This is a genomic window from Azospirillum sp. B506, assembly GCF_000333595.1.
Lineage (GTDB): Bacteria > Pseudomonadota > Alphaproteobacteria > Azospirillales > Azospirillaceae > Azospirillum.
The window spans coordinates 1-24,258 of record NZ_BADK01000605.1 but is presented as its reverse complement, the minus strand read 5'-3'; the positions used below and the strand labels follow the sequence as shown (position 1 = coordinate 24,258).

Sequence of the window (24,258 nt, the reverse complement as noted above, 5' to 3'; positions counted from 1 at the left end):
CAGCGCCGCCATCATCGGCGGCATGATCCTGCAATGGCCCTTGGCAAAGCTGTCGACCCTGTTCGACCGGCGGCTGTTCTGGTCGGGCTGTTCGCCGCCCTGGTCGTCATCAGCGTCGGCATGACCATGCTGCCGCAGAGCGGATTCGGCCCGCTGCTGGTCGGCATCGCCCTGTTCGGCGGGATCATCTTCGCGATCTATCCGATCTGCGTATCGCACACCAACGACTTCCCAGTCGAACAAGGCCATCGCCCGCAATCTGCACATCACCGAATCGACGGTGAAGATGCATTTCAAGAATGTGATGCGGAAGATCAACGCGCAGAACCGCACACAGGCGGCGGTATGGGCGATCCAGAACGGGTTATCGCCGCTGGTGTCGGCGTAGATTTGGCATGTTGAGAAGGCGTCGGCCGACGACGCCCCCACCCTAACCCTCCCCCGCTGGGCGGGGGAGGACAGGTGGGAGTCTAGCGCCACGAGAATCCTGCGCCCGCCTACTCCGCCGCGTGACGATGGCCACCATGGCGGCCTTCGCAGAATTCCTCGATCATCTTGCGGCAGAAGGCCGGAATGTCGTCGGGCTTGCGCGAGGTGACCAGCCCGTGGTCGGTCACCACCTGCTCGTCGACCCAGATTGCCCCCGCATTGCGCAGGTCGGTCTGCAAGGACGGCCAGCTGGTCATACGCTTGCCCCGCACGCCGCCCGCGTCGATCAGCGTCCAGGGACCGTGGCAGATCGCCGCGATGGGGCGATCGGAATCGACGAAGTTTTTCACGAAATCGATCGCCTTCGGCTCCAGCCGCAGCGAATCCGGGTTCATCACGCCGCCCGGCAGCAGAAGCGCGTCGTAGCGGCCGGCGTCGGCCTGATCGAGCGTCACGTCGACATCGACCATGCTGCCACGGTCATGATGATTCCAACCCTGAATCTGCCCGCCCTTGGGCGATACCACATGCACAGTGGCGCCGGCATCGCGCAGGGCCTTCACCGGTTCGGTCAGTTCCACCTGTTCAAAGCCGTCGGTGGCCAGCACGGCCACGGTCTTGCCATTGAGCTTCTGAGCCATGGAGAGGTTCCTTTGCTGTTGGCCCTCGATGAAGGGCATACCGCAGCAACCGGATTACCCCTGGATGGTTCCCTGGGAACCGCTCCGCAATTCCCATGTTGATTGTGACATACGAGACACACATCAGCGATGGGAGCCCTAATCATGAGGTTCCAGACCCTGTTGGCCGGCCTTGCGCTGGCGGCGACCCTGCCTTTCGCCCATATCGAGTCGGTCCAGGCGGCCGATCCGCGCACTGGTGACGATCTTGTCGGGCTTGAAGTGACCGGCCTGCTCGGCGAAGAGCTGGGCCAGATCGTTTCCGTTTCGCCAGGTGCCGACGGCAAGGATACCAGCATTCTGGTGGAGGCCAGCGGCATGCTGGATGTCGGCCACCGCTTCTTCACCGTCCGCCGCTCGCAGCTGTCGGCGGGCGAGGACGAGGACACCGTCACCTATAAGAAGACGGCGCAGGACGTGATCCGTCGCCTGCACAACGATACCCAGGTCGCGGAACGCTGAGCCACAGCCTTCCGCCGTCCGGCATCAGGCGGTTTCGTCGGGGTGGCAGGGTTTGCAGCCGGTGGGCCAGGGTTCGCCCAGATCCTCCACCACCATGCGCCAGGACGGCCCGTCCAACCGGACGCAGCCGCCGCCGGCGAAATGCAGGGCGATGCCGCCCGCCACCGTCTCCATCGACAACAGTTCAAGGATCCGGCCGCGGTCCTTCAGGTCGAAGCCGCGCAGCTTGGCCGCGGTCACCCCATCCACCCGCAGGCCGCAATGGACCCGCTCATAGGGAGCCAGTTCGTCGTCGTCGGCGGCGGGACCGGGGCGGGGCTGGTCGGCACTTTCCCAACGGAAGCGGTTGACGACCATGACGAACCGCTTCTCTTCGGGCTGGAAGCACATGTCGCCGACCGGAAGGATCGCATCCTGCAGGCAGGCGGAGACGACCTTCAAATCCTCCTCGTCTTCGGCACGCAGGCGGATCGGGGTCATGGCTTGGGCCGTCATGGTCGGGGACACCTCTCGGGAAAGGCCAACCTTATGGGATGGCGGGAGGGGAGCCCCCGCCGCTCACTCGTCGCCGCCGTGGATGCGTTCGATCTCCGCACCGCAGGCCGCCAGCTTCTCCTCCACCCGCTCATAGCCGCGGTCGAGATGGTAGACGCGGTTGACCATCGTCTCCCCCTCCGCCGCCAGCCCGGCGAGCACCAGCGACACCGAAGCGCGCAGGTCGGTCGCCATCACGGGCGCGCCGGTCAGCCGCTCCACGCCGCGCACCAGGGCCGACGAGCCGTGGACCGTGATCCGCGCGCCCATGCGGGTCAGCTCCGGCGCGTGCATGAACCGGTTCTCGAAGATCGTTTCCGTGATCATCGCGGCACCCTTCGCCGTACACATCAGGGCCATCATCTGGGCCTGAAGGTCGGTGGGGAAGCCCGGGAACGGCTCGGTCATCACATCGACGCCGTGCAGTTCGCCGTTCGCACGCGACACGCGGATCCCGTTCTCGATCTCCTCGAAGGCGACGCCGGCCGGGGCCAGCGCCTTGACCGCCGCCTTGATCAGATCGAGACGGGTGTTCATGATGTCAAGACGGCCACCGGTGATGGCGGCAGCCATCGCATAGGTGCCGGTCTCGATGCGGTCGGCCACCACCATGTGGCGGGCGGCATGCAGCCGGTCGACTCCCTCGATCACCAGCCGGTCGCTGCCGATGCCGGTGATCTTCGCGCCCATCTTGACCAGGCATTCGGCGAGGTCGGTCACCTCCGGCTCGCGCGCCGCATTGACCAGGATGGTGGTGCCCTTGGCCAGCGTCGCGGCCATCAGCAGGTTCTCGGTCGCCCCCACCGACACCTTGGGGAAGACATATTCCGCACCGCGCAGGCCGCCGGCGGGCGCCTTGGCGACGATATAGCCCGCCTCGATCCGTATGTCGGCGCCCATCGCCTCCAGACCCTTGATGTGCAGGTCAACCGGACGCGCGCCGATGGCACAGCCACCGGGCAGCGACACCTTGGCTTCGCCGCAGCGGGCCAGCAGCGGCCCCAGCACCAGCACGCTGGCGCGCATCTTGCGGACCAGATCGTAGGGGGCGGTGGTGTTGGTGATGTCGCGCGCGGTGAACTCCACGGCACGTCCGGCGCAATCGCCACCCGCCCCGGCCATGTGGATGGCCACGCCATGCTGCAACAGCAGATTGCAGAGGGTGTTGATGTCGGCCAGGATGGGCAGGTTGGTCAGCGTCAGCGTCTCGTCGGAGAGCAGCGACGCCGTCATCAGCGGCAGGGCGGCGTTCTTGGCGCCACCAACGGTGATGGAGCCGTTCAGCGGTCGGCCGCCGCGGATGCGGATCTTGTCCATGGACCTGTTTCTTTCACGGATACGCTTTTGGGGAGCGATCAGATAGGAGTGCTCAGAGCCGGGGCAGCGTGACGCCCTTCTGCCCCATGTATTTGCCGGACTTGTCGGCGTAGGACACATCGCACACGCTGTCGCCCTTCAGGAACAGGAACTGGCACAGCCCCTCGTTCGCATAGACCTTGGCGGGCAGCGGGGTGGTGTTGGAGATCTCCAGCGTGACGTGGCCTTCCCATTCCGGCTCCAGCGGGGTGACGTTCACGATCAGGCCGCAACGGGCATAGGTGCTCTTGCCCAGGCAGATGACCAGAACGTCGCGGGGAATGCGGAAATACTCGACCGTCCGGGCCAGCGCGAAGCTGTTCGGCGGGATGATGCAGACATCGGTCTTGCGGTCGACGAAGCTCGAATCATCGAAGCGCTTCGGATCGACGATGGCATTGTCGACATTGGTGAAGATCTTGAATTCGTCAGCGACCCGGGCGTCGTAGCCGTAGGACGACACACCGTAGGAAATCACGCCTTCGCGCTTCTGGGTCTCGACGAAGGGTTCGATCATGCCCTTGGTCTCGGCCATCTCGCGGATCCAGCTGTCCGGCATGATGCCCATCGCGGGGGTACTCCTTGGCGTATCGATTGGATGGAGGGATCGTGAAGGCTGGTTTGTAGCCGAGCACGCGGCAAGGCTCAAGGAAAGGTGGACCGCTTTGCGCGCATGGACGGTTCTTTATCACGGCGCTGGTCTTCCCCGCCGCGGCGCCTAAGCTCCGTCTCCATGACCAAGATGCCCCAGAGCTTCACCCTGTCCGTGACGGACACCCCCGCCCCGGCCGATCTGGCCGGAATCTATGAAGGCCTGCGCGCCTACAACGAAGCGTCGTTGGGCCGCGCCTACGACCGCCGCGATCTGGTGGTCGCCGCCCGCGGCGCGGACGGCTCGCTGAAGGGCGGGCTGGTCGGCTACACCAATTGGGACTGGCTGTATGTCGATCTGCTGTGGGTCGACGACTCGACGCGCGGCAGCGGCCTCGGCAGCCAGCTGCTGGCGGCGGCGGAGGCCGAGGCGAAGACGCGCGGCTGCCGCTGGTCGCGGCTCTATACATATGATTTCCAGGCTCCGGGCTTCTACCCGAAGCAGGGTTATCAGGTGTGGGCGGACATGGAGGGCTATCCGCCGGGGCACAAGCAGATCTGGTTCAGGAAGGAACTGGCCTGACCGGAAGCGCCCTCTCCCGGGGCCGGGAGAGGGACTATTCCCCCCGCTGCCGCGCCTGCTCCTTGCGCTTGCGCAGATTCTCGCGCAGGCGGGCGGCAAGGCGCTCATCGCGGGCCGACACCGCCGGCTTCGGCTTCACCGGAGCCGGCGGTGGGTTGGTCGTTTCGGCGGTGTCGTCCATCGGCGCGGCTCCGCCCCAGACCTCAGTGGTCGGAATGATGCAGGATCTGGTCGCGCAGGCCGGTGTCGTACTCGACGCCGGTGGCGGTCAGGATCGCAGCGCCGGGGGTGCGCTTCACGATGCCCTTGCGCTCCAGGATGGTCCAGACCGCGTCATTCTGCAGGCCGGTGGCGTCCTTGGCGGCGACTACGGCATGGCCGAGGTGGAAGTGGTTGCCATGGGCATGCGGCAGCGAGGTGATCTGGAAACCACCCTCCTCGCCTTCTGCCGGCACGTTCTCCAGGCGGGCGATCTCCTGCAGCAGGGTCAGGGTGCGCAGCTGCAGCGGGTTCAGGTTCAGCGGATTCTTCTTCGGGGGCATCGACGGTCCCATCGGTCCTGATGTGTCGCGGTCGCGCAGTAGACCGGCAGGGCGGAGTGGCTGTCAAGCGTGCGAACCGGTCACAAGATGCCCATGGATGGAGGCTGGCGCCCTGCCCGCCGCTGGGGCATAAGACCGGCGGACCATAGTCATAAGGGTGTCGGACCATGACCATCCTCGTCACCGGGGCTGCTGGCTTCATCGGATCGCATGTCGCGGCGGCGCTGCTGGACCGCGGGGAGAGCGTTCTGGGCATCGACACCCTGAACGACTATTACGCGGTGGCACTGAAGGAGGCGCGGCTGGCCCGGCTGACCGGCCGGCCCGGCTTCCGCTTCATCAAGGCCGACATCTCCGACCGCGCGACGGTGGAGGGACTTTGGCCACAGTTCGCCGACGTGACGGGCGTGGTCCATCTGGCGGCGCAGCCGGGCGTGCGCTACTCGATCGAGAATCCCTATGCCTATGTCGACGCCAACGTCACCGGCCAGGTGACGCTGCTGGAGGCGGCGCGGCGCATGCCCGATCTGCGGCATTTCGTCTACGCCTCGACCTCGTCGGTGTATGGCGCCAACCGCAAGATGCCGTTCTCGGTGGAGGATCGGGTGGACAGCCCGGTGTCGGTCTACGCCGCCACCAAGAAGGCGGCGGAGATGCTGGCCTTCACCTACAGCCACCTCTACCGCATGCCGATGACCGGCCTGCGCTTCTTCACGGTCTACGGCCCATGGAGCCGCCCGGACATGGCAACCTGGCTGTTCGCCGACGCCATCACCGCCGGCCGGCCGATCCGTGTCTTCAATGGCGGCAAGATGAAGCGCGACTTCACCTATATCGACGACATCGTCGCCGGCGTGCTGGCCGCCCTGGACCGCCCCGCCCCGGTCGATGCGGAGACCGGCGCTCCCCACCGTGTCTTCAACCTCGGCAACAACCGCTGCGAGGAGCTGATGCGCTTCATCGGCGTGCTGGAGCAGGCCCTGGGTCGCGAGGCCATCAAGGTGATGGAGCCGATGCAGGCCGGCGACGTGCAAGAGACCGCTGCCGACATCGAGCTGAGCCGGCAGATCTTGGGCTTCGAACCGAAGACACCGATCGAGACCGGCCTGCCCCGCTTCGTGGAGTGGTACAAGGACTATCACAAACTCTGACTTTTCCCTCCCCTCCACCAGCCGAGTCACCATGACCGTCACCGCCTATTCGTCCGCGTTGATCGCCGTCTTCCTGCTGTGTCTGGCCACCGGCTGGTACCTGTCGACGCGGGTGCTGCGCTATCTGCTCGCCAGCAGCATCATGGACATCCCGAACGAGCGGTCGAGCCATCTGGCCCCCACCCCGCGCGGCGGCGGCTGGGCGGTGATGCTGACGGTGGTGCCGGTCTTCGCCGTGGCCGGGATCGCCTTCAACCGGCCGCTGGAAACCGGGGCGGTGCTGCTGGGCACGCTGGGGCTGATGGGGGTGTCGTGGATGGACGACCGGCGCACCCTGTCGCCGCTGCTGCGGCTGGTGGTGCAGGCGCTGGCGGTGGCCTTCGGGCTGCTGGCCCTGCCGGCGGACCAGCTGGTCTGGCAGGGCTGGCTGCCCTGGGGGCTGGACCGCGCGGCGACCGCCTTCCTGTGGCTGTGGTTCGTCAACCTCTACAATTTCATGGACGGAATCGACGGGCTGGCCGGCAGCGAAACCATCCTGATCGGCGGCGGCATTGCGCTGGTGTCGCTGGTCATGGGCGATTTCGAACTGACCGGAGTCGCCGGGGCGGCGCTGGCCGGAGCGGCGGCGGGGTTCCTGACCCACAACTGGCGGCCGGCCCGCATGTTCATGGGCGATGTCGGCAGCATCCCGCTCGGCCATATCCTGGCCTTCCTGCTCGCTTCGCTCGCGGCGCGCGGCGACTGGGCGGCGGCGCTGATCCTGCCCGCCTATTACCTGACCGACGCCACCATCACGCTGCTGCGCCGCCTGCTGCGCGGCGAAAAGATCTGGCAGGCCCACCGCGAGCATTTCTACCAGAAAGCCGCCAAAGGCGTCGGCCGGCATGACCGCGTGGTGCTGACCATCGTCGCCTACAGCCTCGTCCTGGTCCTGGCCGCGCTCGCCGCCGGAAGCTTCGGCGCCTGGACGCTCGTACCCGGTGCCGTCACCGTCGCGCTTCTGCTGGCGACGCTGACCCGCATGTCGAAAGCCTGATCCGCATGACCACCGCGTTCCTCGACCTGTCCGTCGTCCTCTATCTTCCCGATCCGGCCCTGCTGGCCCGCTCGCTCGACACCATCGGTGCCGCCGCCGACCGGTTGGCGGAGGGAACCGGCGTACAGACCCGGCTGTGGATCGTCGACAATGGAGCACCAAAGGGCAGCGACGCGGCATCCAATCCGTTCCGGCCGCTGCTGGACCGCTATGCGGCGGCCGGCCGGCCGGCGGTGACGCTGATCGCCGGGCATGGCAATGTCGGCTATGGCGCCGGGCACAATCTGGCGATCCGGCAGGGCGACGCGCCCTATCACCTGATCCTGAACTACGACATCCTGCTGGAAGCGGACGCGCTGCTGGCCGGCTGGCGGTACATGGAGGCCCACCCGCGCACTGTGCTGCTGACGCCCAAGGTGTTCGGCCCGGCGGGAGAGCAGGAATTCCTGTGCAAGCGGCAGCCGACCGTGCTGGATCTGGGCCTGCGCGCCTTCGCGCCCGCTGCGGTGAAGCGGCTGTTCGCGAAGCGGCTCGCCCGCTACGAGATGCGCGACGTGACCGGCGATGCCGTCGTCACCGGGCTGGAGCAGGTCAGCGGTGCCTTCATGCTGTTCCGGCGTGAGGCTCTGGCCCGGCTGGACGGCTTCGACGACGGCTATTTCCTGTATTTCGAGGATTTCGACCTGTCGCGCCGGGCGATGGCGCTGGGCGAGATCGCCTATGTGCCGGACGTGCGCATGGTGCATTTCGGCGGCAAGGCGGCGCGCAAGGGCGGCGCGCACATCCGCATGTTCGCCCGCTCCGCCCTACGCTTTTTCAACACCCACGGCTGGCGGCTGGTCTGAGTGGCGCGACAGCCGGCAGCCCGGCCGGCCGCGAGTCTTCAGCAGCAGGGGGTTCCAGGCGATCATGCTGGCGACCTGCCCCAGCGTCACCTTGCGCTCCCGCTGAATGGTGCGGCGCTTGGCGATCATGTGGGGCAGTCCGCGCAGCGCATCGCGGATGCCGCGACCGATGGCGCCGGTGCGCCCGCTGCCAAGGCTGCGGAACACCAGATAGACAACCAACAGGGAATGGCCGGCGAAGGCCAGCGGCAGCAGCGGCAGCGGCATGTTCTTCACCATCGTCCACACCAGATTGCGGACGCCGTGATACTGGGCGAAGGTGCCGTACTGCTTGGACACGCCGCTGCTGACATGCTCCACCACCGCGTCGCCGACCTGCACCGCAGGTCCGCCGTTGAGCCGGATGCGGAAGCCGAGGTCGACATCCTCGCAATAGCAGAAGAAATCCTCGTCGAAGCCGCCGACCGCCTCGAAATAGTCGCGGCGGTACATGGCCGCTGCGGCGCAGGGCGAGAAGACGGCGCCGGTGTAATAGGGCGGCTTCAGCACACGGCGGTAATTGACCCGCCAGGCGAAGCCGAAGATGGAATACTGGTCGCCCTCGCCGTCGATCATGCGCGGATCATGCGAAAACAGCTGGGTCGAGCCGAACATCGCCACGTCGGGCTGCGCCTTGGCGGCGGCCTGCAGCCGCTCCATCCAGTCGCGGCGCGGGAAGGCGTCGGGATTCAGCGTGACGATCCAGGGAACGGTGGCACCGGCGGCGCCGACATTGTTGGCCTTGGCGAAGCCGACGTTGCTGTCCATCCGGACCATACGGAAACGCGGATCGGCGGGCAGGACGATGCCGTCGACGTCCTTCGAGGCATTGTCGACGATCACCACCTCGAAGGCGGGATCGGTCTGGTCAAGCAGACAGCCAACGACGCGGTTGACGAAGTCGGCGCAATTAAAGCTGACGATGATGATCCGGCTGTGCCGATCATTTGCACCGTCGACGATGTGTGACATGTCTTGGTAGCGTCCTCATTCACGCGTCCCTTCCCAGCTTATAGCCATTCCCACCCATGACCGAAAGCTGGAAAAGGGTCGTGGGGCTTTGCGCCATGGCGCCACTCGGCCAAACCGGATACTAAGTCACGCTTCGATCCCCCCAACGACTCCAGTCCGGATCATCCCGCACATGCGTGTTCTCCTGACCGGCGCCACCGGCTTTGTCGGCCGCCACACCGTCCCGCTGCTGGCCACCCGCGGACATGAGGTGCGCGCCGCCCTACGCAGCCCGAAGAATGGACCGTGGGAGCCGGCGCCGGTCGGCGACATCGGCCCCGAAACCGACTGGACCGCGGCGTTGACCGGCGTCGATGCGGTGATCCATATGGCGGCCCGCGTCCATGTGATGCGCGACACCGCCGTCGACCCGTTGGCGGAATTCCGCCGGGTCAACACCGCCGGCACGATCCGGTTGGCGGAGCAGGCGGCCGCGGCCGGGGTGAGGCGCTTCGTCTTTCTCAGCAGCATCAAGGCGATGGTGGACGAAAGCCGCCTCACCCCGCTGGACGAGGCGACCGCACCCGATCCCCACAGCCCCTACGGCATTTCCAAGCTGGAGGCCGAGAGGGCGCTGGCGGCGATCTCCGCCCGCACCGGGATGGAGGTGGCGGTGATCCGGCCGCCGCTGGTCTACGGCCCCGGTGCCGCCGGCAACATGCGGGCCCTGGTGAAGCTGGTGGCGACCGGCCTGCCACTGCCGCTCGGAGGCATCCACAACCGTCGCAGCCTGATCTATGTCGGCAACCTCGCCGACGCGGTGGTGACGGTGCTGGAACATCCCGACGCCGCCGGCCAGACCTTTCTGGTCCAGGATGGCGAACCGGTCTCCACCGCCGGTCTGGTGCGCGCCATCGCCGCGGCATTGGGCCGCCCGGCGCGGCTTGTCCCGGTACCGCGCGGCCTGATGGCGCTGGGGGCGGCGCTGACCGGCACCCGCGCCGTGTTCGACCGGCTGGCCGGCACGCTGACGGTGGATGACGGTCCCATCCGCGAAAGGCTCGGCTGGCGCCCGCCCCATGACCTTGCGTCCGGGTTGCGCGCCACCGCGGAATGGTTCAAAGCTTCCCGCGGCTGATCGCGACGGCGAAACAAGCCGGACGAATGAACAAGGTTTAGCGGCATGCGCATCCCGTCCGCACGGGCATCCCTGGTGTTCCTGCACGATCTGGTCATGACCGGAATCGCCCTGGTCGTGGCCCTCTACCTGCGGGTGGGCGGCTCCGCCTTCGGCCTCTACTTCGACGCGCTGACCATCGCGCTGCCGGTGCTGATCGCCGTTTCGGCGGCCGTCTTCCTGCTGTTCGGGCTGTACCGCGGCATCTGGCGCTATGCCTCCATCCCCGACCTGATGCAGGTGGTCCGCGCCGTGACGGTGGCGGTCCTGTGCTTCGTCCTGGCGATGTTCCTGCTGACCCGCGCAGAGCTGCTGCCGCGCTCGCTGCCGCCGATCCTGTGGCTGGTGCAGATGCTTCTGCTCGGCGGGCCGCGCTTCGCCTACCGCTTCCTGAAGGACCGCCGTTTCAGCTGGGCCGAGGCGGTGGACGGCGTGCCGCGCATCCCCGTCCTGCTGCTGGGCGTCGGCGACGCGGCGGAGCTGTTCATCCGCTCGCTCGACCAGCCGGGCCAGTCGGCCTATCGCGTCGTCGGCATCCTCGACGACAAGGGCCGGCGCGTCGGCCATGCCGTGCGCGGTGTCCCGGTTCTGGGCGGTCCCGACGATCTGGAACAGGTGGTCCAGACGCTGGACCGCAAGCATGAGCGGCCACAGCGGCTGATCGTCACCAAGGGCGATGCCGAGCTGAAGGGTTCGACCCTGCGCAGCCTGCTCGACCGGGCGGAGGCGCTGGGGCTGGTCCTGTCCCGCCTGCCCAGCCTGACGGAATTCAAATCGGCTCTGGGCGAAGGCAAGGGCATCGAGGTGCGCCCCATCGCACTGGAGGATCTGCTCGGCCGTCCGCAGGCGGTGCTGGACCGCGGCGCCATTTCCGGGCTGGTCGGTGGGCGGCGGGTGATCGTCACCGGCGCCGGCGGCACCATCGGCAGCGAACTGGTCCGCCAGATCGCTGCGCTGGGGCCGGAACGGCTGATCCTGCTCGATGCCGGGGAGTTCAACCTCTACAGCATCGAGATGGAAGTGCGGGAGAGATTCCCCGGCCTCGATCCCCGCCCGGTCATCGCCGACGTGCGCGACCGCGACCGCATCATGCGCCTGTTCCAGGAGGAGCGCCCCGCCCTGGTCTTCCACGCCGCGGCGCTGAAGCATGTGCCGCTGGTGGAGGCCAACCCGTGCGAGGGCGCGCTGACCAATGTCATCGGCACCCGCAACGTCGCCGATGCGGCACGCGCCGCCGGCTGCCTCGCCATGGTCCTGATCTCCACCGACAAGGCGATCCGTCCGACCAGCGTGATGGGGGCGGCCAAGCGCTTCGCCGAGACCTATTGCCAGGCGCTCGACATCCTGCCGCCACGCGACGGAATCGAGCATGCGACCCGCTACATGACCGTGCGCTTCGGCAATGTGCTGGGTTCGTCGGGGTCGGTGGTGCCGCTGTTCACCCGGCAACTGGCGAAGGGCGGCCCGCTGACCGTCACCCATCCCGACATGCGCCGCTATTTCATGACGGTGCGCGAGGCGGTGGAGCTGGTGCTGCAAGCCTCTGCCCACGGCGTCACCCGGACCGAGGACCGTGGCAAGATCCTGGTGCTGGACATGGGCGAGCCGGTGAAGATCGCCGACCTCGCCCGCCAGATGATCCGGCTGGCCGGCTACCGCCCCGGCGTCGACATCGAGATCGCCTATACCGGCCTGCGGCCCGGCGAGAAGCTGTTCGAGGAAATCCTGACCGCGGCGGAGGCCCCCAGCCGCACCGAGGCCGACGGCGTCTTCCTCGCCTCGCCCCGGCTTATCGATTATGCGCTGATCAACCGCGCGGTGGGCGAGTTGGAGGGGGCTGCGCGGGCTGGCGACGGTGAGCGGGTTCTGTCGATCATGGGCACGATCGTGCCCGATTTCCGCGCCGAGGCGGTGCTGCCGCCGGCCGCGACGCAGGCGTAATTCAGGGGATTGTTGCGGGGGCGAAAAAAAGTGGGTCGTGGGGTGATTTTAAGCGCTTGCATCCCCAAAAGGCCTGTGGCATAACCCGCGCCACTTCGGGGGGCGGTCAAGCCTGAACGCCTCACCCGGACGCATCGCCCCGGCGATGATCGGTTATCGGGGCTGCCGTAGCTCAGTGGTAGAGCACTCCCTTGGTAAGGGAGAGGTCGAGAGTTCAATCCTCTCTGGCAGCACCATTCCTCCGATCTTGCCATCTGGCGCCTGCATCTGGCGCTGCCGTAGCTCAGTGGTAGAGCACTCCCTTGGTAAGGGAGAGGTCGAGAGTTCAATCCTCTCTGGCAGCACCATTCCCTCTTTTAAAAACTCCCCCCTTAAAATCGGCTCATCGCTTCCTTGACCTTGCCGCCGAAAGGCCGCAAGAAATCCGCGCGTTATCATTGTTGTGAAGTCGCAGGCGCGGGTTCGTTTCGGGAGGATGTCACCATGGCCGGCAACAGCTTCGGCACGCTTTTCCGCTTCACCACCTGGGGCGAAAGCCACGGTCCGGCCATCGGCGTCGTCGTCGACGGCTGCCCGTCGCTGATCGGCCTCGTTGCGGAAACCGACATCCAGCCCTGGATGGACAAGCGCCGCCCCGGCCAGTCGCGCTACACCACCCAGCGCCAGGAACCCGATCAGGTGAAGATCCTGTCCGGCGTGTTCGAGGGCAAGACGACCGGCACCCCGATCTCGCTGCTGATCGAGAACACCGACCAGCGCTCCAAGGACTACAGCGACATCGCCGGCAAATTCCGCCCCGGCCATGCCGACTACACCTACTGGCAGAAATACGGCATCCGCGATTACCGCGGCGGCGGCCGCTCCTCGGCACGCGAAACCGCCTGCCGGGTCGCCGCCGGGGCGGTGGCGCGCAAGGTGCTCGGCTCCGCCATCCAGGTGCGGGGCGCCCTGGTGCAGGTCGGTCCGCACAGGATCGACCGCAGCCGCTGGGACTGGGCGGAGATCGACAACAACCCCTTCTTCTGCCCCGACCGGGTCGCCGCCACCCAGTGGGCCGAGTATCTCGACGGCATCCGCAAGAGCGGCTCCTCGGTGGGCGCGGTGGTGGAGCTGGTGGCGTCCGGCGTGCCCGTCGGGCTGGGCGACCCGCTCTATGACAAGCTGGACAGCGACCTCGCCTGCGCGATGATGACGATCAATGCGGTGAAGGGGGTCGAGATCGGCAACGGCTTCGCCGCCGCCGAACTGACCGGCGAGGAGAACGCCGACCAGATGCGCATGGGCGCCGACGGCCAGCCGCAGTTCCTGTCCAACCACGCCGGCGGCATCCTGGGCGGCATCTCCACCGGGCAGGACATCGTCGTCCGCTTCGCGGTGAAGCCGACCAGCTCGATCCTGACGCCGCGCCAGACGGTGGACACCGCCGGCAACGACACCGACATCCTGACCAAGGGCCGCCACGATCCCTGTGTCGGCATCCGGGCCGTGCCGGTCGGCGAGGCGATGATGGCCTGCGTGCTGGCCGACCACCTGCTGCGTCGGCGGGCCGAGCGGCGGGAGTGACCGGCCGATGTCCGCTCTCCGCCGTGGACAGCGCCTGATCCTCGCCCTGGCGATGCTGGCCGCCGCCGCTGCCGCGGCGCCGGCGGCCATGGCGGACGACAGGCCCTTCCGGGAGTTCGACGAGACCTTCAAAAGCTGGAAGCTCTACTGCCAGCTCTGGACCGGCACCCGGCAGGTGGAGTGCGAACTGTCAACCCGCGGCGTCAACGACCGCACCGCCCGTCTGGTCTGGCTGCGCTCGACCGACCGCTGGCGTGAAGGGCTGCGCTTCCGTGTGTCCGCCGAGTCCCTCGATCTCGACAGGCTGGTGCGGGTCTGGGCCGACCGGGCGGTGTTCAAACCCGATTCCCCCTGCAAGTCCTTCCGGTTCGAGACCAACACCTGCGCGGTGACCGATCCCGACATCAACCGCCGCATGGTGGAGAAGATCGCCCCGGCGCCGGAGGTTTCCATCGTCGGGCAATCGCCGGCAGGCGGGAAGACGGAGGTGCGCTTCCCCCTCGCCGGCTTCCGCGAGGCGGTGGAGCGCAGCGAGGCGGTGCGGGCGATGGCCGGCCGGCCTTGGGCGACGAGCCCCAGCCCGGATTAATTTACAAGCGGACCGATCCCTATATAGGGATATCAGCGACAAGAACCGACGGACTCCCTGCCCAGTGACCGACAGCCATTTCCCCAGCAAGGACACCATCCTCGCCTTCATCCGGTCCAGCACCACCCCCGTCGGCAAGCGCGAGATCGCCCGCGCCTTCAAGCTGTCCGGATCGACCCACCGCGAGATGCTGAAGGACCTTCTGCGCGACCTGGAGGCGGAGGGCACGGTGGAGCGCGGGCGCAACAAGCGCATGGCCCCGCCGCAGGCCCTGCCCGCCGTCGCGGTTCTGCTGGTCACCGGCGTCGATGCCGATGGCGAGTTGTCGGCCCGCCCGCTGACCTGGACCGGCGAAGGCAACCCGCCGCGCATCTTCCTGCTGCCGGAAAAGAAGTCGCAGGGGGAGGACAAGCCGCTGGCGGTCGGCGACACGCTGCTGGCGAAGCTCGCCCGCATCAACGACCGCCTGTATGAGGCCCGCGTCATCCGCCGCATCGGCAATGGAGATGGGGGCGAGCGCGAGGGGCGCATCCTCGGCGTCTACCGGCCGAGCGCCGACGGCGGACGCATCCACCCGACCGACCGCCGCCACAAGACCGAATTCCTGGTGCTGCCGCCGAATCGCGGCGATGCCGAAGCGGGTGACCTCGTCTTCGCAGACATCCTGCCGGCCGGGCGTGCCGGCCAGCCGCAGGCCCGCGTGGTGGAACGTCTGGGCTCCACCGACGAGCCGCGCGCCTTCAGCCTGATCGCCATCCATGCGCACGGCATCCCCACCGTCTTTCCGCACGCAGCCCTGCGCGAGGCGGAACTGGCGGCGGTGCCCGCGTTGATGCAGCGCGAGGATCTGCGCGACATCCCTCTGGTGACCATCGACGGTGCGGATGCCCGCGATTTCGACGACGCGGTGTGGGCGGAACCGGACGGCGATCCGGAGAACCCGGACGGTTGGCACCTGATCGTCGCCATCGCCGACGTCTCCTATTATGTGCGCCCCGGATCGACGCTCGACCGGGCGGCCTACGAGCGCGGCAACTCCGTATACTTCCCCGACCGCGTCGTGCCGATGCTGCCGGAAGCACTGTCCAACGGGCTGTGCTCGCTGCGGCCGGGGGAGGATCGCGCCTGTCTGGCCTTCCACCTGTGGATCGACCGCAACGGTGTGCTGATCCGGCATCGGCTGGTCCGCGGCCTGATGCGGTCGGTGGCGCGGCTGACCTATGAACAGGTGCAGAATTGCCACGACGGCCGGCCAGACGAGGGGACGGCGCCGCTGGCCGACAGCGTGATCGCCCCGCTGTTCGGTGCCTATGCCCGGCTCGCCGCCGCCCGCGCCAAGCGCGGTACGCTGGAACTCGACCTGCCGGAGCGCCGGGTCCATATCGACGAGCGCGGCCGGGTCGCCGAAATCGCCCGACGCCAACGCCACGACAGTCACCGGCTGATCGAGGAGTTCATGATCGCCGCCAACGTCGCGGCGGCGGAGGTGCTGGAGCGGCGGACCATGCCCGGCCTCTTCCGCATCCATGACCGCCCGTCGATGGAGAAGATGGAAGCGCTGCGCGGCTTCCTGGCCGAGATCGGCCACCCCTTGACCAGGAGCGCCGAGCTGACGCCGGACCACTTCACCCGCATCCTGCGCAAGGTCGAGGGCACCTCGCACGCGCCGCTGATCAGCGAGGTGATCCTGCGCGCCCAGGCGCAGGCCGCCTACAGTCCGGACAATATCGGTCATTTCGGGCTGGCGCTGCACCGCTACGCCCATTTCACCTCGCCGATCCGCCGCTATGCCGACCTGATCGTTCACCGGGCACTGATCCGCACCCTGGGGCTGGGTGTCGGCGGGTTGGACGACGAGACGCTGGGCCGGCTGGCGGAGGTCGGCGAGCATCTGTCCGGCACCGAACGCCGGGCCGCCACCGCGGAACGCGATTCGGTCGACCGGTACACCGCCTCCTTCCTCGCCGACCGGCTGGGGGAACGCTTCAGCGGCCGCATCTCCGGCGTCAGCCGCTTCGGCCTGTTCGTCCGTCTTGACGAGAGCGGCGCCGACGGACTGGTTCCCGCGAGCAGCCTGCCCGACGACCGGTACGAGCATGACGAGGCCGCACACACTCTGGTCGGGCAGCGTACGGGACGGGTGTACCGCCTCGGCAGCCCGGTCAAGCTGGTGCTGGTGGAGGCCGATCCGGTCAGCGGCAGCACGCTTTTCCGGCTGGCCGACCCGGCGTGAGAAACTGGCCGCCACCACACCGTTGCGCAATGGCAACGCCTGAGTTCGCAAGGTGACAGACGACCGACTCGTGGCCAGGTCACGGTTTGTCCACAGCTCCGCCATACCAGCGTGACCTTGGCGACACAGGTCGGGACAATCGGCAACATTGCGGTGAGGCCCGCAATTTTGTCCCGCCCGCCCTCCTAAACGAAGGTGTATCTATCACCCATCCGGGATCGGCAACATCCTCGTCCGGTCCGGCTGCAGGAAAGGGAGGCCGCGGTTAGCCCCATGGCCCAGTTCGATCACAGCGTGTGCGATCAGGATGCACAGTCCCACGTGCCGTCTTTTCCGATCTCCCTGATGTCGGGCGTGGCGCGCCTCTTCCGCCGTTCGTTCCGCCATCTGGCCTTCCAGCTTTCCACCGCAGCCCTTCTTGCCACGACGGCTCTCGCCGGAACGCCGCAGACAGCAACCGTCGCGCAACCGCCGGTGGCCGAACAGGTCTTCTCCGTCGGTTTCGCCAAGATCGCCGAGGTCTATCTGGAGCCGGTGTCCTTCAACCGCCTGGGAATGGACGGGCTGAAGGGACTGACCGCGCTCGACCCGTCGGTTACGGTCGAACATGCCGGCAGCACCGTACGTCTGTACGTGTCCGGCGCGCTGGCAGCGGAGTACGGTGCCGCCGGCGACAGCGACGCTGCTGGCTGGGCGGTTCTGACCACCCGCTTCATCGACCGTGCCCGCAGCTATTCCCCCATTCTCGCAAAAGCAACGCCGGAACGGCTGTATCAGGTGGTGTTCGACGGCGTCACCGCCGACCTGGACGGCTATTCCCGCTACACCGGTGTCCAGCGCGCCAGCAATGAACGCGCCCAGCGCGAAGGGTATGGCGGCATCGGACTGTCGCTCGACACTGCCGCCAACGGCCGTATCACCGTGCATGATGTGATGCCGCACAGCCCGGCCGAACGGGCCGGCATCGTCAACGGCGATCAACTCCTGGCCATCGATGGCGACCTGACGACGCGGATGACCGCGGCGGATCTGCGCGAGCGGCTGCGCGGCCCCACCGGCACGCTGGTCACGCTGACCGTCGCCCGTGACAATGGCGCTCCCCGCCGGCTGCCGCTGCGCCGTGAGCGGGTGGTGCCGAACACCGTCACCTATTCGATGTCCGGCGATGTCGGCATCGTCAAGCTCGACCGGTTCAACGCCACCACCGCCTCCAGCCTGCGGTCGGCGGTGACCTCCATCCGGCAGGCGGCCGGCCCGACACTGCAGGGAATGGTTCTCGACCTGCGCGGCAATCCGGGCGGGCTGCTGGACCAGGCGGTGGCGGTGGCCGACCTGTTCATCCGCCGCGGCAGGATCATCTCCACCGAAGGACGCAACCCCGAAAGCCGCCAGCGCTTCGACGCCAACCCCGACGATCTGCTGGACGGGCTGCCGCTGGTCGTGCTGGTCGACGGCCGCTCCGCCTCGTCGGCGGAGGTGGTGGCGGCGGCACTGCAGGACTCGGGCCGCGCGGTGGTGGTGGGGGCGTCCAGCTATGGCAAGGGCAGTGTTCAGACCGTCAACCGTCTTCCCAACGATGGCGAGCTGTTCCTGACCTGGAGCCGCATCTACACCCCGGCCGGCTATACCCTGCACCGCCAGGGCGTCCAGCCCACCGTCTGCACCAGCCGGGCCGGCCAGACCGATCCGGAGGCGCTGTTGTCCGACCTGCGTGAAGGCCGTCTGCGCCCGGCTCAGGTGGCCAGCTGGCGGTCCAAGGCGGCCGACGACGAGCATGCGCTGAACGCCCTGCGCGAGGCCTGCCCATGGAAGGAGCATGAGCCGGAGTTGGACCTGAAGGTCGCCATGCGCCTGCTGGCGGAGCCCGGGCTGTACCAGCGCGCCGTCGCCACCGCCGTGGTCAACACTGTGGCGGAGCGCTGAACCGCGTTTGCCGGGGCGTCGCTGTGGCAAACGCCGCCGGACACCGATTTCATCGCCCATAGGGCTTGACATTGCGGCGTCAGACGGTATTTTCCGCCGCTACGACGCCGCCCCGCCGGGCCGGCGGGGCACGGATTTTTTGTCGGGATCGAGATCATGGCCAAGCAGAACACCGTCCTCATCAAGCTGGTGAGCACGGCAGACACCGGTTTCTTCTACGTCAAGAAGAAGAACCCGAAGAAGACCACCGAGAAGCTGTCGTTCCGCAAGTACGACCCGGTGGCACGCAAGCACGTCGAGTTCAAGGAAGCCAAGATCAAGTAAGTCTTGTCCGACACTGAGCTGTGCTTCGATGAACAAGGCCGCCTTTCGGGCGGCCTTTTCGTTTTTAAGCCCTTGTTCCCTCCATGCGCTTGCCGATGCGGCGTCCGGTCGCAGCCGCTATTTGCGGTGACATCCACACCCCGGATGCATGCATTCCAAAAGGGGCGCTCTGGGTGGACACTCTCCGAAGAGATCCGGATTTCGGAGGGACCACCCGTGCCCGACTCACATCCAATCCCGAGCGCCGGCCCGACCGCCACGCTGTCCGTCTCCGAGCGCCGGCAAGCCCTCGCCACCCGCTTCCAGAAGGCGCGCGCCCGCACCGCCGAGCTTGTCGCCACCTTGTCACCGGAAGACCTGATGGTGCAGAGCGTGCCGGATGGCGCCCCGACGAAATGGCATCTCGCCCACACCAGCTGGCTGTTCGAGGTCGCGGTGCTGATCCCCTTCAGCCCTGGCTACCGTCCCGCCGAGCCGGTCTTCCTCGACCTGTTCGCCGCGCAAAGCGATGGGCGTGCTCCACCGTCCCGTCTGCTGTCGCGCCCGTCGGCGTCCGAGGTCATGCGCCACCGCGATCAGATCAACGCCGCAGTGCTGCATCTGATCGACCAGCTCGACGAGGCATTGTGGGACGCCGCCGAGTCGACGCTGATGATGGCCATTGCCCACGAACGCCGCCACCAGGAACGCATGCTCCTGCACATCAAGCATGCGCTGTGGTGCAATCCCCTGCGGCCGGCCTACGAGCAGCCACCCGACCATCCGCATCTGGGCGCCCCACCCGACGGCTGGCTGGAGCAGCCCGGCGGGCTTGTCGAGGTCGGGCGCCCGGCGCCATTGCCCGGTTTCGACCATGAAAGCCCCCGTCACCGCGTCTGGCTGAACCCCTACCGATTGGCCGCCCGTCCGGTCACCTGCGGCGACTATCTGGCCTTCATCGAGGCCGGCGGCTATGGCGACCGCTCCCTCTGGCTGTCAGATGGCTGGGAGACCGCGCGCACCGAAGGCTGGACCGCCCCGCTCTATTGGGAGCGCGGCGGCCATGGTCGGGACAAGGGCTGGCAGATCTTCACGCTTTACGGCATGCAGCCGCTCGACCCCGACGAACCGGTCTGCCATGTCAGCTGGTACGAGGCCGACGCCTTCGCCCGCTGGGCCGGCAAACGTCTGCCGCTGGAAGCGGAATGGGAAACGGTCGCCGCCGGCTGCGGCAGCATGGGCAACCTGCTGGGAACCGGTCACCGCCACCCGCGCGCCGGCACCTGCCACGGCACCGGCCCCTGGCAGATGTGCGGCGACGTGTGGGAATGGACCGGCAACGCCTTCACCACATATCCGGGCTACCGCCGCCCCCACGGGTCGGGGAAGTCCCTGCAGGACGAGGCGGTGAACGGCCGGCTCGCCAGCAACCGCATGGTGCTGCGCGGCGGCAGTTGCCTCACTCCGTTCGACCATGCCGGCCCTTGGACCCGACATTATCTGCGCCCGGAGGCCCGGCTGTCGATGAGTGGGTTCAGGCTTGCGGAGGATGCCTGAGGGACGCCGCAGCACTTTCCCCGGCGATCAGCGCCCGCGCCTGTCCCTGGGTGACGACACCGCGTTCGGTCAGGCGTGACAGCAGGGCCACGGCCAGTTCGGCCTGAGCCAGCGCCTCACTCTGGGGGCCGCCGCGGGACGCATTGCCGCGGTGATGGGGCAAGGCGAAAACCTCCGCCAATCGCTCCGGCGACGCCCCCGCCAGGGCCGGGTCCAGCGCGCCCGCCAAAATGCCGAGATCGAGCGACGGCGACAACGCCGGATCGGCGATGCCCGCCTGGGCGGCCGACCGCGCCAGAGCGGCAAGAGCGGCGTCGACACCGATCCCGACCGCAATACAATTGTGCAGAGCCTCCCGGATGGCCGGCCACACCGCGGCGAAGGGGCGCTCGCCGGCCACCATTTCGGTGCCGATGCCATGACGGGCGGTCGCCTCGGCCGGAACGGGATCGATGGGATCGATCAGCAGGGCGAGCGACACGGTCGGGAAGATGCGGCTCCCCACCAGCCGGACAGTGCCGACCGCGATCACCGGACCGCCGTCCGGCTCCACCCCCGCCGTCGCCACCCAAAGCGCCACGAAAGGCAATGCGGCCAGCGGCTCGTCGTCACCGAGCGGCGTGGTCGGCTGGGCCGGACGCAGGCTGAGCGTCCGCTTGCCGCTCAGCCCGGCGGCGTGGGCCATGCCGCGGACAGGGAAGGACAGCAGCGCCCCGGCACCGAGTCCGAGATCGGCGACCCGCGCCGACAGCTCGCCATCTTCCGTCCGGCGCAGCACCGCGGTGACGGGGGCACCACTGCCGCGCGCCCGCTCCATGGCACGGGCCAGATCGTCACGGAACAGGGCTTTGCCGACGTCGCCGCCCTCCTCCAGGCCCAGCAGGCGGACGGCGGCGGCATTCAGCTGCTCCACCCGCCCCTGCTCGTCGACAATCAGCAGAGGATCGTCCGACAGGGCCAGCGATGCCCGCAGGGCACGCCCCATGCGTCCGCTCCCCAGCGGTCCGTCACCCGGCAATCCGATGCCTGGGCCACACTCACCGCCACGGACGAGGCGTACGGCCTCGGCCAGCCGCGCCAGCTCGCCACCGTGTCCGCCAGACAGGGGTTCCAGGTCTATCCCGCCACGGGTGCCCGACAGGCGGTCGGACAGGCGGTCGATGTCGCGGAAATGGCGCGACAGTCGGGAGAAGACGAACCAGACCGCCAACAGGCCAAGACCGCAGATCGCCAGACCGCGGGTGAAGGCGGTTCGATCCGCGGCCGCCAGCTGTGTGATCTCCACGCCGAGAAAGACCAGCGCCGCGGCCGCCACCGTCAACCCCAGCATCACCACGCGCCAAACGCCGCCCTTCATCGGGCCGTCTCCCCGTCGTTGCGTCCGAACTTTAGCGGGCGGATGGAAAACGGAGAAGGCGCGTGCGTGTTCAGCGCGTCATGACCGCAGCCTGTGCGCCTTCCACCAGCGCCATCAGATCGGCCAGCGCGCCACGCACCTCGCCCGACAGGCCGACCAGCAAAAGCGCCACCACCGCAACCGCCAGCGCGTGGTCGAGACACGAACGCTTCAGCCAACGGCCGGTCGAACTGCCCAGGAAAGGGGATGGGAAGAAGGACATCTACGACGACCCCGGGACGGATGGGAACGGACATGCGCCAGCTTGCGGATAATCAGGACCAACAAGCCGTTAATGCACCCGTCGGCGCTGCCGGATGATCCATTTTTGTCCTGAAGACCTTCGAATCGCCGTGGTTTTCAAGTCCTGACCATGCGTTCCGCCGCCGTTGGCAGGCTTGATTGTTTGTTACCGTCTCCGCGAATTTGGATTACCGCCTTTGCATAAAATACATGACAACTTCAGTTTCGATTTTTGCTGTAGCTCTGCTGCATTTCCTGGTTTGCCTGCTTGTCGGATGATGCTAAGAGTAATGCATCCAATGAAAACACTCCTTTCCGCATAGGAAATTGCTTGGGAGGCCGGCAATGACTTTGGTCTATCGTCCCATGCCGTATGGCGGGCACGAAGACCGGCGGACGGGACGCCATCTGCTTCTGGTGGTCGCCCTGATCCTCGCCATTCCGACCGCGCTGGGTGCCGGCTGCACCGTCGATGCCCTGCGCAGCTATGCGGTCGAAGCCCGGCTGTCACAGGCGGTCGATGCCGCCGCGCTGGCTGGCGGGCGCGTGATGTTCGACTCGCAACGTGACGGTCACATCCGCAGCTTCTTCGACAAGGCATTCCCGAACGGCTTCCTGGGGTCGAACCTGTCGCCCCTGACCATCGCCGAGGATGCCGCTGCCGGCACTCTGACGGTCAGCGCCCATGCCACCGTCAACGCCATCTTCATGCGCCTGTTCGGCAAGAAGGAAGTGACGGTGGAAGCGCAATCCATCGTCCGCCGCGGACAGCATGTGCGCAGCAAGCTGCAGTAACCACTCCCCCCACTAGCTCACTCTCATCGCCGATTCGCGACGCTCGCATTCGCGGAATGCAGCCCGGCGGTTTCGCAACTGCGGTAGAACGGACGCACAGCGCCCCTTCCACCGGAGTCCGCGATGCTCGGAACCCTGACACTCCTGCTGCTCTGCCAATTGGCCGGTGAACTGGCCGCCCGTCTGCTGCATCTGCCGGTTCCCGGTCCGGTGCTGGGCATGCTGCTGCTGTTCGCCGGCCTGCTGCTGCGGGGCGGTGTTCCCGCTGCCGTCCAGGACACCGCGGTCGGGCTGTTGCGCCATCTGTCCCTTCTGTTCGTCCCGGCGGGCGTCGGCGTGATGGTCCATGTCACCCGGTTGGAGACGGAGGCGCTTCCGATCATCGTCGCCCTGTTCGGCAGCACCCTGATCGGGATCGCGGTGACGGCGAAGCTGATGGCTTTCCTGCTGAGCCGCACCGACCCACGGCTGGAGGAAGAGCCGGTCGGGGGAGAGCAGGCGAAGGGAGAGAACGCCAAGGGAGAACCGGCATGAGCGCCGACCTTCATCAGATCTGGGTTTATCTCTCGGCTAGCCCGCTGGCCGGACTGACGCTGACGCTGGTCGCCTACCAGATCGGCCTGTGGATTTTCGAGAAGCTGGGCCGGCGCCCGGTGCTGAACCCGGTGCTGATCGCTGTCGTCCTGATCGCCATCGTGCTCAGCCTGTCGGGCATCGACTACCGCACCTATTTCGACGGCGCACAGTTCGTCCATTTCCTGCTGGGTCCGGCAACCGTGGCGCTGGCCGTGCCGCTCTACAACCAGTTCGAGGAGATTCGCCGCACGGCGCTGGCGCTGGTGGTGGCGCTGCTCGTCGGCTCGACGGCCGCGGCACTGAGCGCGGTTGCGCTTGCCTGGGCCTTCGGCGGATCGTCGATGACACTGCTGTCGATCGCGCCAAAATCGGTCACCTCCCCCATCGCGATGGGCGTGTCGGAGCAGATCGGCGGCCTGCCGTCGCTGACCGCGGTGTTCGTCATCATCACCGGCATCGTCGCCGCCAGCCTGGGCACCTGGGTGTTGAATCTCGTACGGGTGAAGGATTGGCGCGCCCGCGGATTCGGCATGGGGGTGGCCGCCCATGGCATCGGCACCGCCCGCGCCTTGCAGGTCAATGAGGTGGCGGGCGCCTTCGCCGGGCTGGGCATGGGGTTGAACGGGCTGGCGACGGCGCTGCTGCTGCCAACGCTGTATCATCTGATCTGGGGCTGAGTCGGGAACCCGAGGAGGATGGGCGGGATGACGATGATCGGTGCATCCCGCAGTCCGTTTTCGCCAATCCAGGCTGACAGCCCGCC

Annotated in this window: 27 protein-coding genes and 2 tRNA genes; 19 read left to right on the top strand and 10 right to left on the bottom strand. The window is 67.5% G+C overall.

What is annotated here, in order from left to right; all coding sequences use genetic code 11:
• Nucleotides 1-249: hypothetical protein (locus tag I71_RS41030; protein WP_375731203.1), on the bottom strand; the 249-nt coding region annotated here is incomplete at its 3' end.
• Between the two features lie 37 nt (nt 250-286).
• Here I71_RS41030 and I71_RS36120 point away from each other — a divergent pair.
• Entirely contained in the window at nt 287-388 is a 102-nt protein-coding gene (locus I71_RS36120) for a LuxR C-terminal-related transcriptional regulator (RefSeq protein ID WP_375731202.1), read from the top strand.
• A gap of 109 nt (nt 389-497) precedes the next feature.
• Here I71_RS36120 and I71_RS17825 read toward each other — a convergent pair whose 3' ends face one another.
• The gene (locus I71_RS17825) at nt 498-1,070 is read right to left on the bottom strand and encodes a type 1 glutamine amidotransferase domain-containing protein (protein WP_042696178.1); all 573 of its coding nucleotides are present in this window, start codon (nt 1,068-1,070) and stop codon (nt 498-500) included.
• Nucleotides 1,071-1,214: 144 nt separating this feature from the next.
• On the opposite strand from I71_RS17825, the gene I71_RS17820 reads away from it, so the two are divergent.
• Entirely contained in the window at nt 1,215-1,571 is a 357-nt protein-coding gene (locus tag I71_RS17820; protein ID WP_042696177.1) for a hypothetical protein, read from the top strand.
• A 24-nt stretch (nt 1,572-1,595) separates the two neighbouring features.
• Here I71_RS17820 and I71_RS17815 read toward each other — a convergent pair whose 3' ends face one another.
• The 3 genes from I71_RS17815 to dcd form a co-directional block, all read right to left on the bottom strand.
• On the bottom strand, nt 1,596-2,066 hold the full coding sequence (locus tag I71_RS17815; RefSeq protein WP_049976181.1) for a DUF2948 family protein: 471 nt from the start codon (nt 2,064-2,066) through the stop codon (nt 1,596-1,598).
• Between the two features lie 63 nt (nt 2,067-2,129).
• The gene (gene murA, locus I71_RS17810) at nt 2,130-3,422 is read right to left on the bottom strand and encodes a UDP-N-acetylglucosamine 1-carboxyvinyltransferase (RefSeq protein WP_042696176.1); all 1,293 of its coding nucleotides are present in this window, start codon (nt 3,420-3,422) and stop codon (nt 2,130-2,132) included.
• A gap of 52 nt (nt 3,423-3,474) precedes the next feature.
• A complete protein-coding gene (gene dcd, locus I71_RS17805; RefSeq protein WP_042696175.1) occupies nt 3,475-4,029 on the bottom strand; it encodes a dCTP deaminase in 555 nt (184 codons plus the stop codon).
• 165 nt (nt 4,030-4,194) lie between these two features.
• On the opposite strand from dcd, the gene I71_RS17800 reads away from it, so the two are divergent.
• Nucleotides 4,195-4,635 (top strand): GNAT family N-acetyltransferase, encoded by a 441-nt coding sequence (locus I71_RS17800; protein ID WP_244433902.1) that lies wholly within the window; start codon nt 4,195-4,197, stop codon nt 4,633-4,635.
• 34 nt (nt 4,636-4,669) lie between these two features.
• Here the strand turns inward: I71_RS17800 and I71_RS38850 are convergent, their stop codons facing one another.
• Together I71_RS38850 and I71_RS17795 are read right to left on the bottom strand one after the other, a co-directional pair.
• Complete coding sequence (locus tag I71_RS38850) at nt 4,670-4,816, bottom strand: hypothetical protein (protein ID WP_199902206.1); 147 nt, start codon at nt 4,814-4,816, stop codon at nt 4,670-4,672.
• Between the two features lie 22 nt (nt 4,817-4,838).
• Nucleotides 4,839-5,177 (bottom strand): hypothetical protein, encoded by a 339-nt coding sequence (locus I71_RS17795; RefSeq protein WP_042696182.1) that lies wholly within the window; start codon nt 5,175-5,177, stop codon nt 4,839-4,841.
• Nucleotides 5,178-5,344: 167 nt separating this feature from the next.
• On the opposite strand from I71_RS17795, the gene I71_RS17790 reads away from it, so the two are divergent.
• From I71_RS17790 to I71_RS17780, 3 genes are read left to right on the top strand one after another with little or no spacing between them, the layout of a single operon-like run.
• Complete coding sequence (locus tag I71_RS17790) at nt 5,345-6,328, top strand: SDR family NAD(P)-dependent oxidoreductase (protein ID WP_042696174.1); 984 nt, start codon at nt 5,345-5,347, stop codon at nt 6,326-6,328.
• A gap of 31 nt (nt 6,329-6,359) precedes the next feature.
• Nucleotides 6,360-7,364 carry a glycosyltransferase family 4 protein gene (locus tag I71_RS17785; RefSeq protein ID WP_042696173.1) on the top strand — a complete coding sequence of 335 codons (1,005 nt, stop codon included), beginning with the start codon at nt 6,360-6,362 and terminating at the stop codon, nt 7,362-7,364.
• Between the two features lie 5 nt (nt 7,365-7,369).
• On the top strand, nt 7,370-8,209 hold the full coding sequence (locus I71_RS17780; protein ID WP_042696172.1) for a glycosyltransferase: 840 nt from the start codon (nt 7,370-7,372) through the stop codon (nt 8,207-8,209).
• On the opposite strand, the gene I71_RS17775 is transcribed toward I71_RS17780, so the two are convergent.
• The gene (locus I71_RS17775) at nt 8,171-9,220 is read right to left on the bottom strand and encodes a glycosyltransferase family 2 protein (RefSeq protein WP_042696171.1); all 1,050 of its coding nucleotides are present in this window, start codon (nt 9,218-9,220) and stop codon (nt 8,171-8,173) included. The two genes, I71_RS17780 and I71_RS17775, sit on opposite strands and share 39 nt — an antisense overlap.
• Nucleotides 9,221-9,392: 172 nt before the next feature.
• On the opposite strand from I71_RS17775, the gene I71_RS17770 reads away from it, so the two are divergent.
• The 10 genes from I71_RS17770 (at nt 9,393) to egtB (ending at nt 20,485) form a co-directional block, all read left to right on the top strand.
• Entirely contained in the window at nt 9,393-10,337 is a 945-nt protein-coding gene (locus I71_RS17770) for an SDR family oxidoreductase (protein ID WP_042696170.1), read from the top strand.
• A 45-nt stretch (nt 10,338-10,382) separates the two neighbouring features.
• Complete coding sequence (locus I71_RS17765) at nt 10,383-12,317, top strand: nucleoside-diphosphate sugar epimerase/dehydratase (RefSeq protein WP_042696169.1); 1,935 nt, start codon at nt 10,383-10,385, stop codon at nt 12,315-12,317.
• A gap of 161 nt (nt 12,318-12,478) precedes the next feature.
• Nucleotides 12,479-12,553: transfer RNA gene (locus I71_RS17760), tRNA-Thr, on the top strand.
• 36 nt (nt 12,554-12,589) lie between these two features.
• A tRNA-Thr gene (locus I71_RS17755) sits at nt 12,590-12,664 on the top strand.
• A gap of 136 nt (nt 12,665-12,800) precedes the next feature.
• A complete protein-coding gene (aroC, locus tag I71_RS17750; RefSeq protein ID WP_042696168.1) occupies nt 12,801-13,880 on the top strand; it encodes a chorismate synthase in 1,080 nt (359 codons plus the stop codon).
• Between the two features lie 7 nt (nt 13,881-13,887).
• Nucleotides 13,888-14,469: a hypothetical protein gene (locus I71_RS17745; RefSeq protein ID WP_042696167.1), complete on the top strand. Its 582-nt coding sequence runs from the start codon at nt 13,888-13,890 to the stop codon at nt 14,467-14,469.
• Between the two features lie 64 nt (nt 14,470-14,533).
• The gene (gene rnr / locus I71_RS17740; protein ID WP_042696166.1) at nt 14,534-16,702 is read left to right on the top strand and encodes a ribonuclease R; all 2,169 of its coding nucleotides are present in this window, start codon (nt 14,534-14,536) and stop codon (nt 16,700-16,702) included.
• A 273-nt stretch (nt 16,703-16,975) separates the two neighbouring features.
• The gene (locus I71_RS17735) at nt 16,976-18,625 is read left to right on the top strand and encodes a S41 family peptidase (RefSeq protein WP_244433901.1); all 1,650 of its coding nucleotides are present in this window, start codon (nt 16,976-16,978) and stop codon (nt 18,623-18,625) included.
• A gap of 156 nt (nt 18,626-18,781) precedes the next feature.
• Nucleotides 18,782-18,949 (top strand): 50S ribosomal protein L33, encoded by a 168-nt coding sequence (gene rpmG / locus I71_RS17730; protein ID WP_012974790.1) that lies wholly within the window; start codon nt 18,782-18,784, stop codon nt 18,947-18,949.
• Between the two features lie 216 nt (nt 18,950-19,165).
• Nucleotides 19,166-20,485 carry an ergothioneine biosynthesis protein EgtB gene (egtB, locus tag I71_RS17725; RefSeq protein ID WP_049976180.1) on the top strand — a complete coding sequence of 440 codons (1,320 nt, stop codon included), beginning with the start codon at nt 19,166-19,168 and terminating at the stop codon, nt 20,483-20,485.
• Here the strand turns inward: egtB and I71_RS17720 are convergent.
• On the bottom strand, nt 20,463-21,842 hold the full coding sequence (locus I71_RS17720) for a PAS domain-containing protein (RefSeq protein ID WP_042696165.1): 1,380 nt from the start codon (nt 21,840-21,842) through the stop codon (nt 20,463-20,465). The two genes, egtB and I71_RS17720, sit on opposite strands and share 23 nt — an antisense overlap.
• 70 nt (nt 21,843-21,912) lie before the next feature.
• A complete protein-coding gene (locus tag I71_RS17715) occupies nt 21,913-22,104 on the bottom strand; it encodes a hypothetical protein (RefSeq protein ID WP_042696164.1) in 192 nt (63 codons plus the stop codon).
• 365 nt (nt 22,105-22,469) lie between these two features.
• Between I71_RS17715 and I71_RS17710 the strand changes: the two genes are divergently transcribed.
• The 3 genes from I71_RS17710 to I71_RS17700 all read left to right on the top strand — a co-directional run bounded on the left by I71_RS17710 (nt 22,470) and on the right by I71_RS17700 (nt 24,172).
• The gene (locus tag I71_RS17710; RefSeq protein ID WP_042696163.1) at nt 22,470-22,919 is read left to right on the top strand and encodes a pilus assembly protein TadG-related protein; all 450 of its coding nucleotides are present in this window, start codon (nt 22,470-22,472) and stop codon (nt 22,917-22,919) included.
• 123 nt (nt 22,920-23,042) lie between these two features.
• The gene (locus I71_RS17705) at nt 23,043-23,453 is read left to right on the top strand and encodes a CidA/LrgA family protein (protein WP_042696162.1); all 411 of its coding nucleotides are present in this window, start codon (nt 23,043-23,045) and stop codon (nt 23,451-23,453) included.
• A complete protein-coding gene (locus I71_RS17700; RefSeq protein ID WP_042696161.1) occupies nt 23,450-24,172 on the top strand; it encodes an LrgB family protein in 723 nt (240 codons plus the stop codon). The genes I71_RS17705 and I71_RS17700 overlap by 4 nt, the downstream gene beginning before the upstream one ends.
• Nucleotides 24,173-24,258: the final 86 nt, after the last annotated feature.

What these genes read in the sequence shown, in the direction of transcription:
- I71_RS36120 (WP_375731202.1), top strand. Translation starts at nt 287, where the DNA reads ATGCATTTCAAGAATGTGATGCGGAAGATCAACGCGCAGAACCGCACA.
- I71_RS17825 (WP_042696178.1), bottom strand. Translation starts at nt 1,070, where the DNA reads ATGGCTCAGAAGCTCAATGGCAAGACCGTGGCCGTGCTGGCCACCGAC.
- I71_RS17820 (WP_042696177.1), top strand. Translation starts at nt 1,215, where the DNA reads ATGAGGTTCCAGACCCTGTTGGCCGGCCTTGCGCTGGCGGCGACCCTG.
- I71_RS17815 (WP_049976181.1), bottom strand. Translation starts at nt 2,066, where the DNA reads ATGACGGCCCAAGCCATGACCCCGATCCGCCTGCGTGCCGAAGACGAG.
- murA (WP_042696176.1), bottom strand. Translation starts at nt 3,422, where the DNA reads ATGGACAAGATCCGCATCCGCGGCGGCCGACCGCTGAACGGCTCCATC.
- dcd (WP_042696175.1), bottom strand. Translation starts at nt 4,029, where the DNA reads ATGGGCATCATGCCGGACAGCTGGATCCGCGAGATGGCCGAGACCAAG.
- I71_RS17800 (WP_244433902.1), top strand. Translation starts at nt 4,195, where the DNA reads ATGACCAAGATGCCCCAGAGCTTCACCCTGTCCGTGACGGACACCCCC.
- I71_RS38850 (WP_199902206.1), bottom strand. Translation starts at nt 4,816, where the DNA reads ATGGACGACACCGCCGAAACGACCAACCCACCGCCGGCTCCGGTGAAG.
- I71_RS17795 (WP_042696182.1), bottom strand. Translation starts at nt 5,177, where the DNA reads ATGCCCCCGAAGAAGAATCCGCTGAACCTGAACCCGCTGCAGCTGCGC.
- I71_RS17790 (WP_042696174.1), top strand. Translation starts at nt 5,345, where the DNA reads ATGACCATCCTCGTCACCGGGGCTGCTGGCTTCATCGGATCGCATGTC.
- I71_RS17785 (WP_042696173.1), top strand. Translation starts at nt 6,360, where the DNA reads ATGACCGTCACCGCCTATTCGTCCGCGTTGATCGCCGTCTTCCTGCTG.
- I71_RS17780 (WP_042696172.1), top strand. Translation starts at nt 7,370, where the DNA reads ATGACCACCGCGTTCCTCGACCTGTCCGTCGTCCTCTATCTTCCCGAT.
- I71_RS17775 (WP_042696171.1), bottom strand. Translation starts at nt 9,220, where the DNA reads ATGTCACACATCGTCGACGGTGCAAATGATCGGCACAGCCGGATCATC.
- I71_RS17770 (WP_042696170.1), top strand. Translation starts at nt 9,393, where the DNA reads ATGCGTGTTCTCCTGACCGGCGCCACCGGCTTTGTCGGCCGCCACACC.
- I71_RS17765 (WP_042696169.1), top strand. Translation starts at nt 10,383, where the DNA reads ATGCGCATCCCGTCCGCACGGGCATCCCTGGTGTTCCTGCACGATCTG.
- aroC (WP_042696168.1), top strand. Translation starts at nt 12,801, where the DNA reads ATGGCCGGCAACAGCTTCGGCACGCTTTTCCGCTTCACCACCTGGGGC.
- I71_RS17745 (WP_042696167.1), top strand. Translation starts at nt 13,888, where the DNA reads ATGTCCGCTCTCCGCCGTGGACAGCGCCTGATCCTCGCCCTGGCGATG.
- I71_RS17735 (WP_244433901.1), top strand. Translation starts at nt 16,976, where the DNA reads ATGGCCCAGTTCGATCACAGCGTGTGCGATCAGGATGCACAGTCCCAC.
- rpmG (WP_012974790.1), top strand. Translation starts at nt 18,782, where the DNA reads ATGGCCAAGCAGAACACCGTCCTCATCAAGCTGGTGAGCACGGCAGAC.
- I71_RS17720 (WP_042696165.1), bottom strand. Translation starts at nt 21,842, where the DNA reads ATGAAGGGCGGCGTTTGGCGCGTGGTGATGCTGGGGTTGACGGTGGCG.
- I71_RS17715 (WP_042696164.1), bottom strand. Translation starts at nt 22,104, where the DNA reads ATGTCCTTCTTCCCATCCCCTTTCCTGGGCAGTTCGACCGGCCGTTGG.
- I71_RS17710 (WP_042696163.1), top strand. Translation starts at nt 22,470, where the DNA reads ATGACTTTGGTCTATCGTCCCATGCCGTATGGCGGGCACGAAGACCGG.
- I71_RS17705 (WP_042696162.1), top strand. Translation starts at nt 23,043, where the DNA reads ATGCTCGGAACCCTGACACTCCTGCTGCTCTGCCAATTGGCCGGTGAA.
- I71_RS17700 (WP_042696161.1), top strand. Translation starts at nt 23,450, where the DNA reads ATGAGCGCCGACCTTCATCAGATCTGGGTTTATCTCTCGGCTAGCCCG.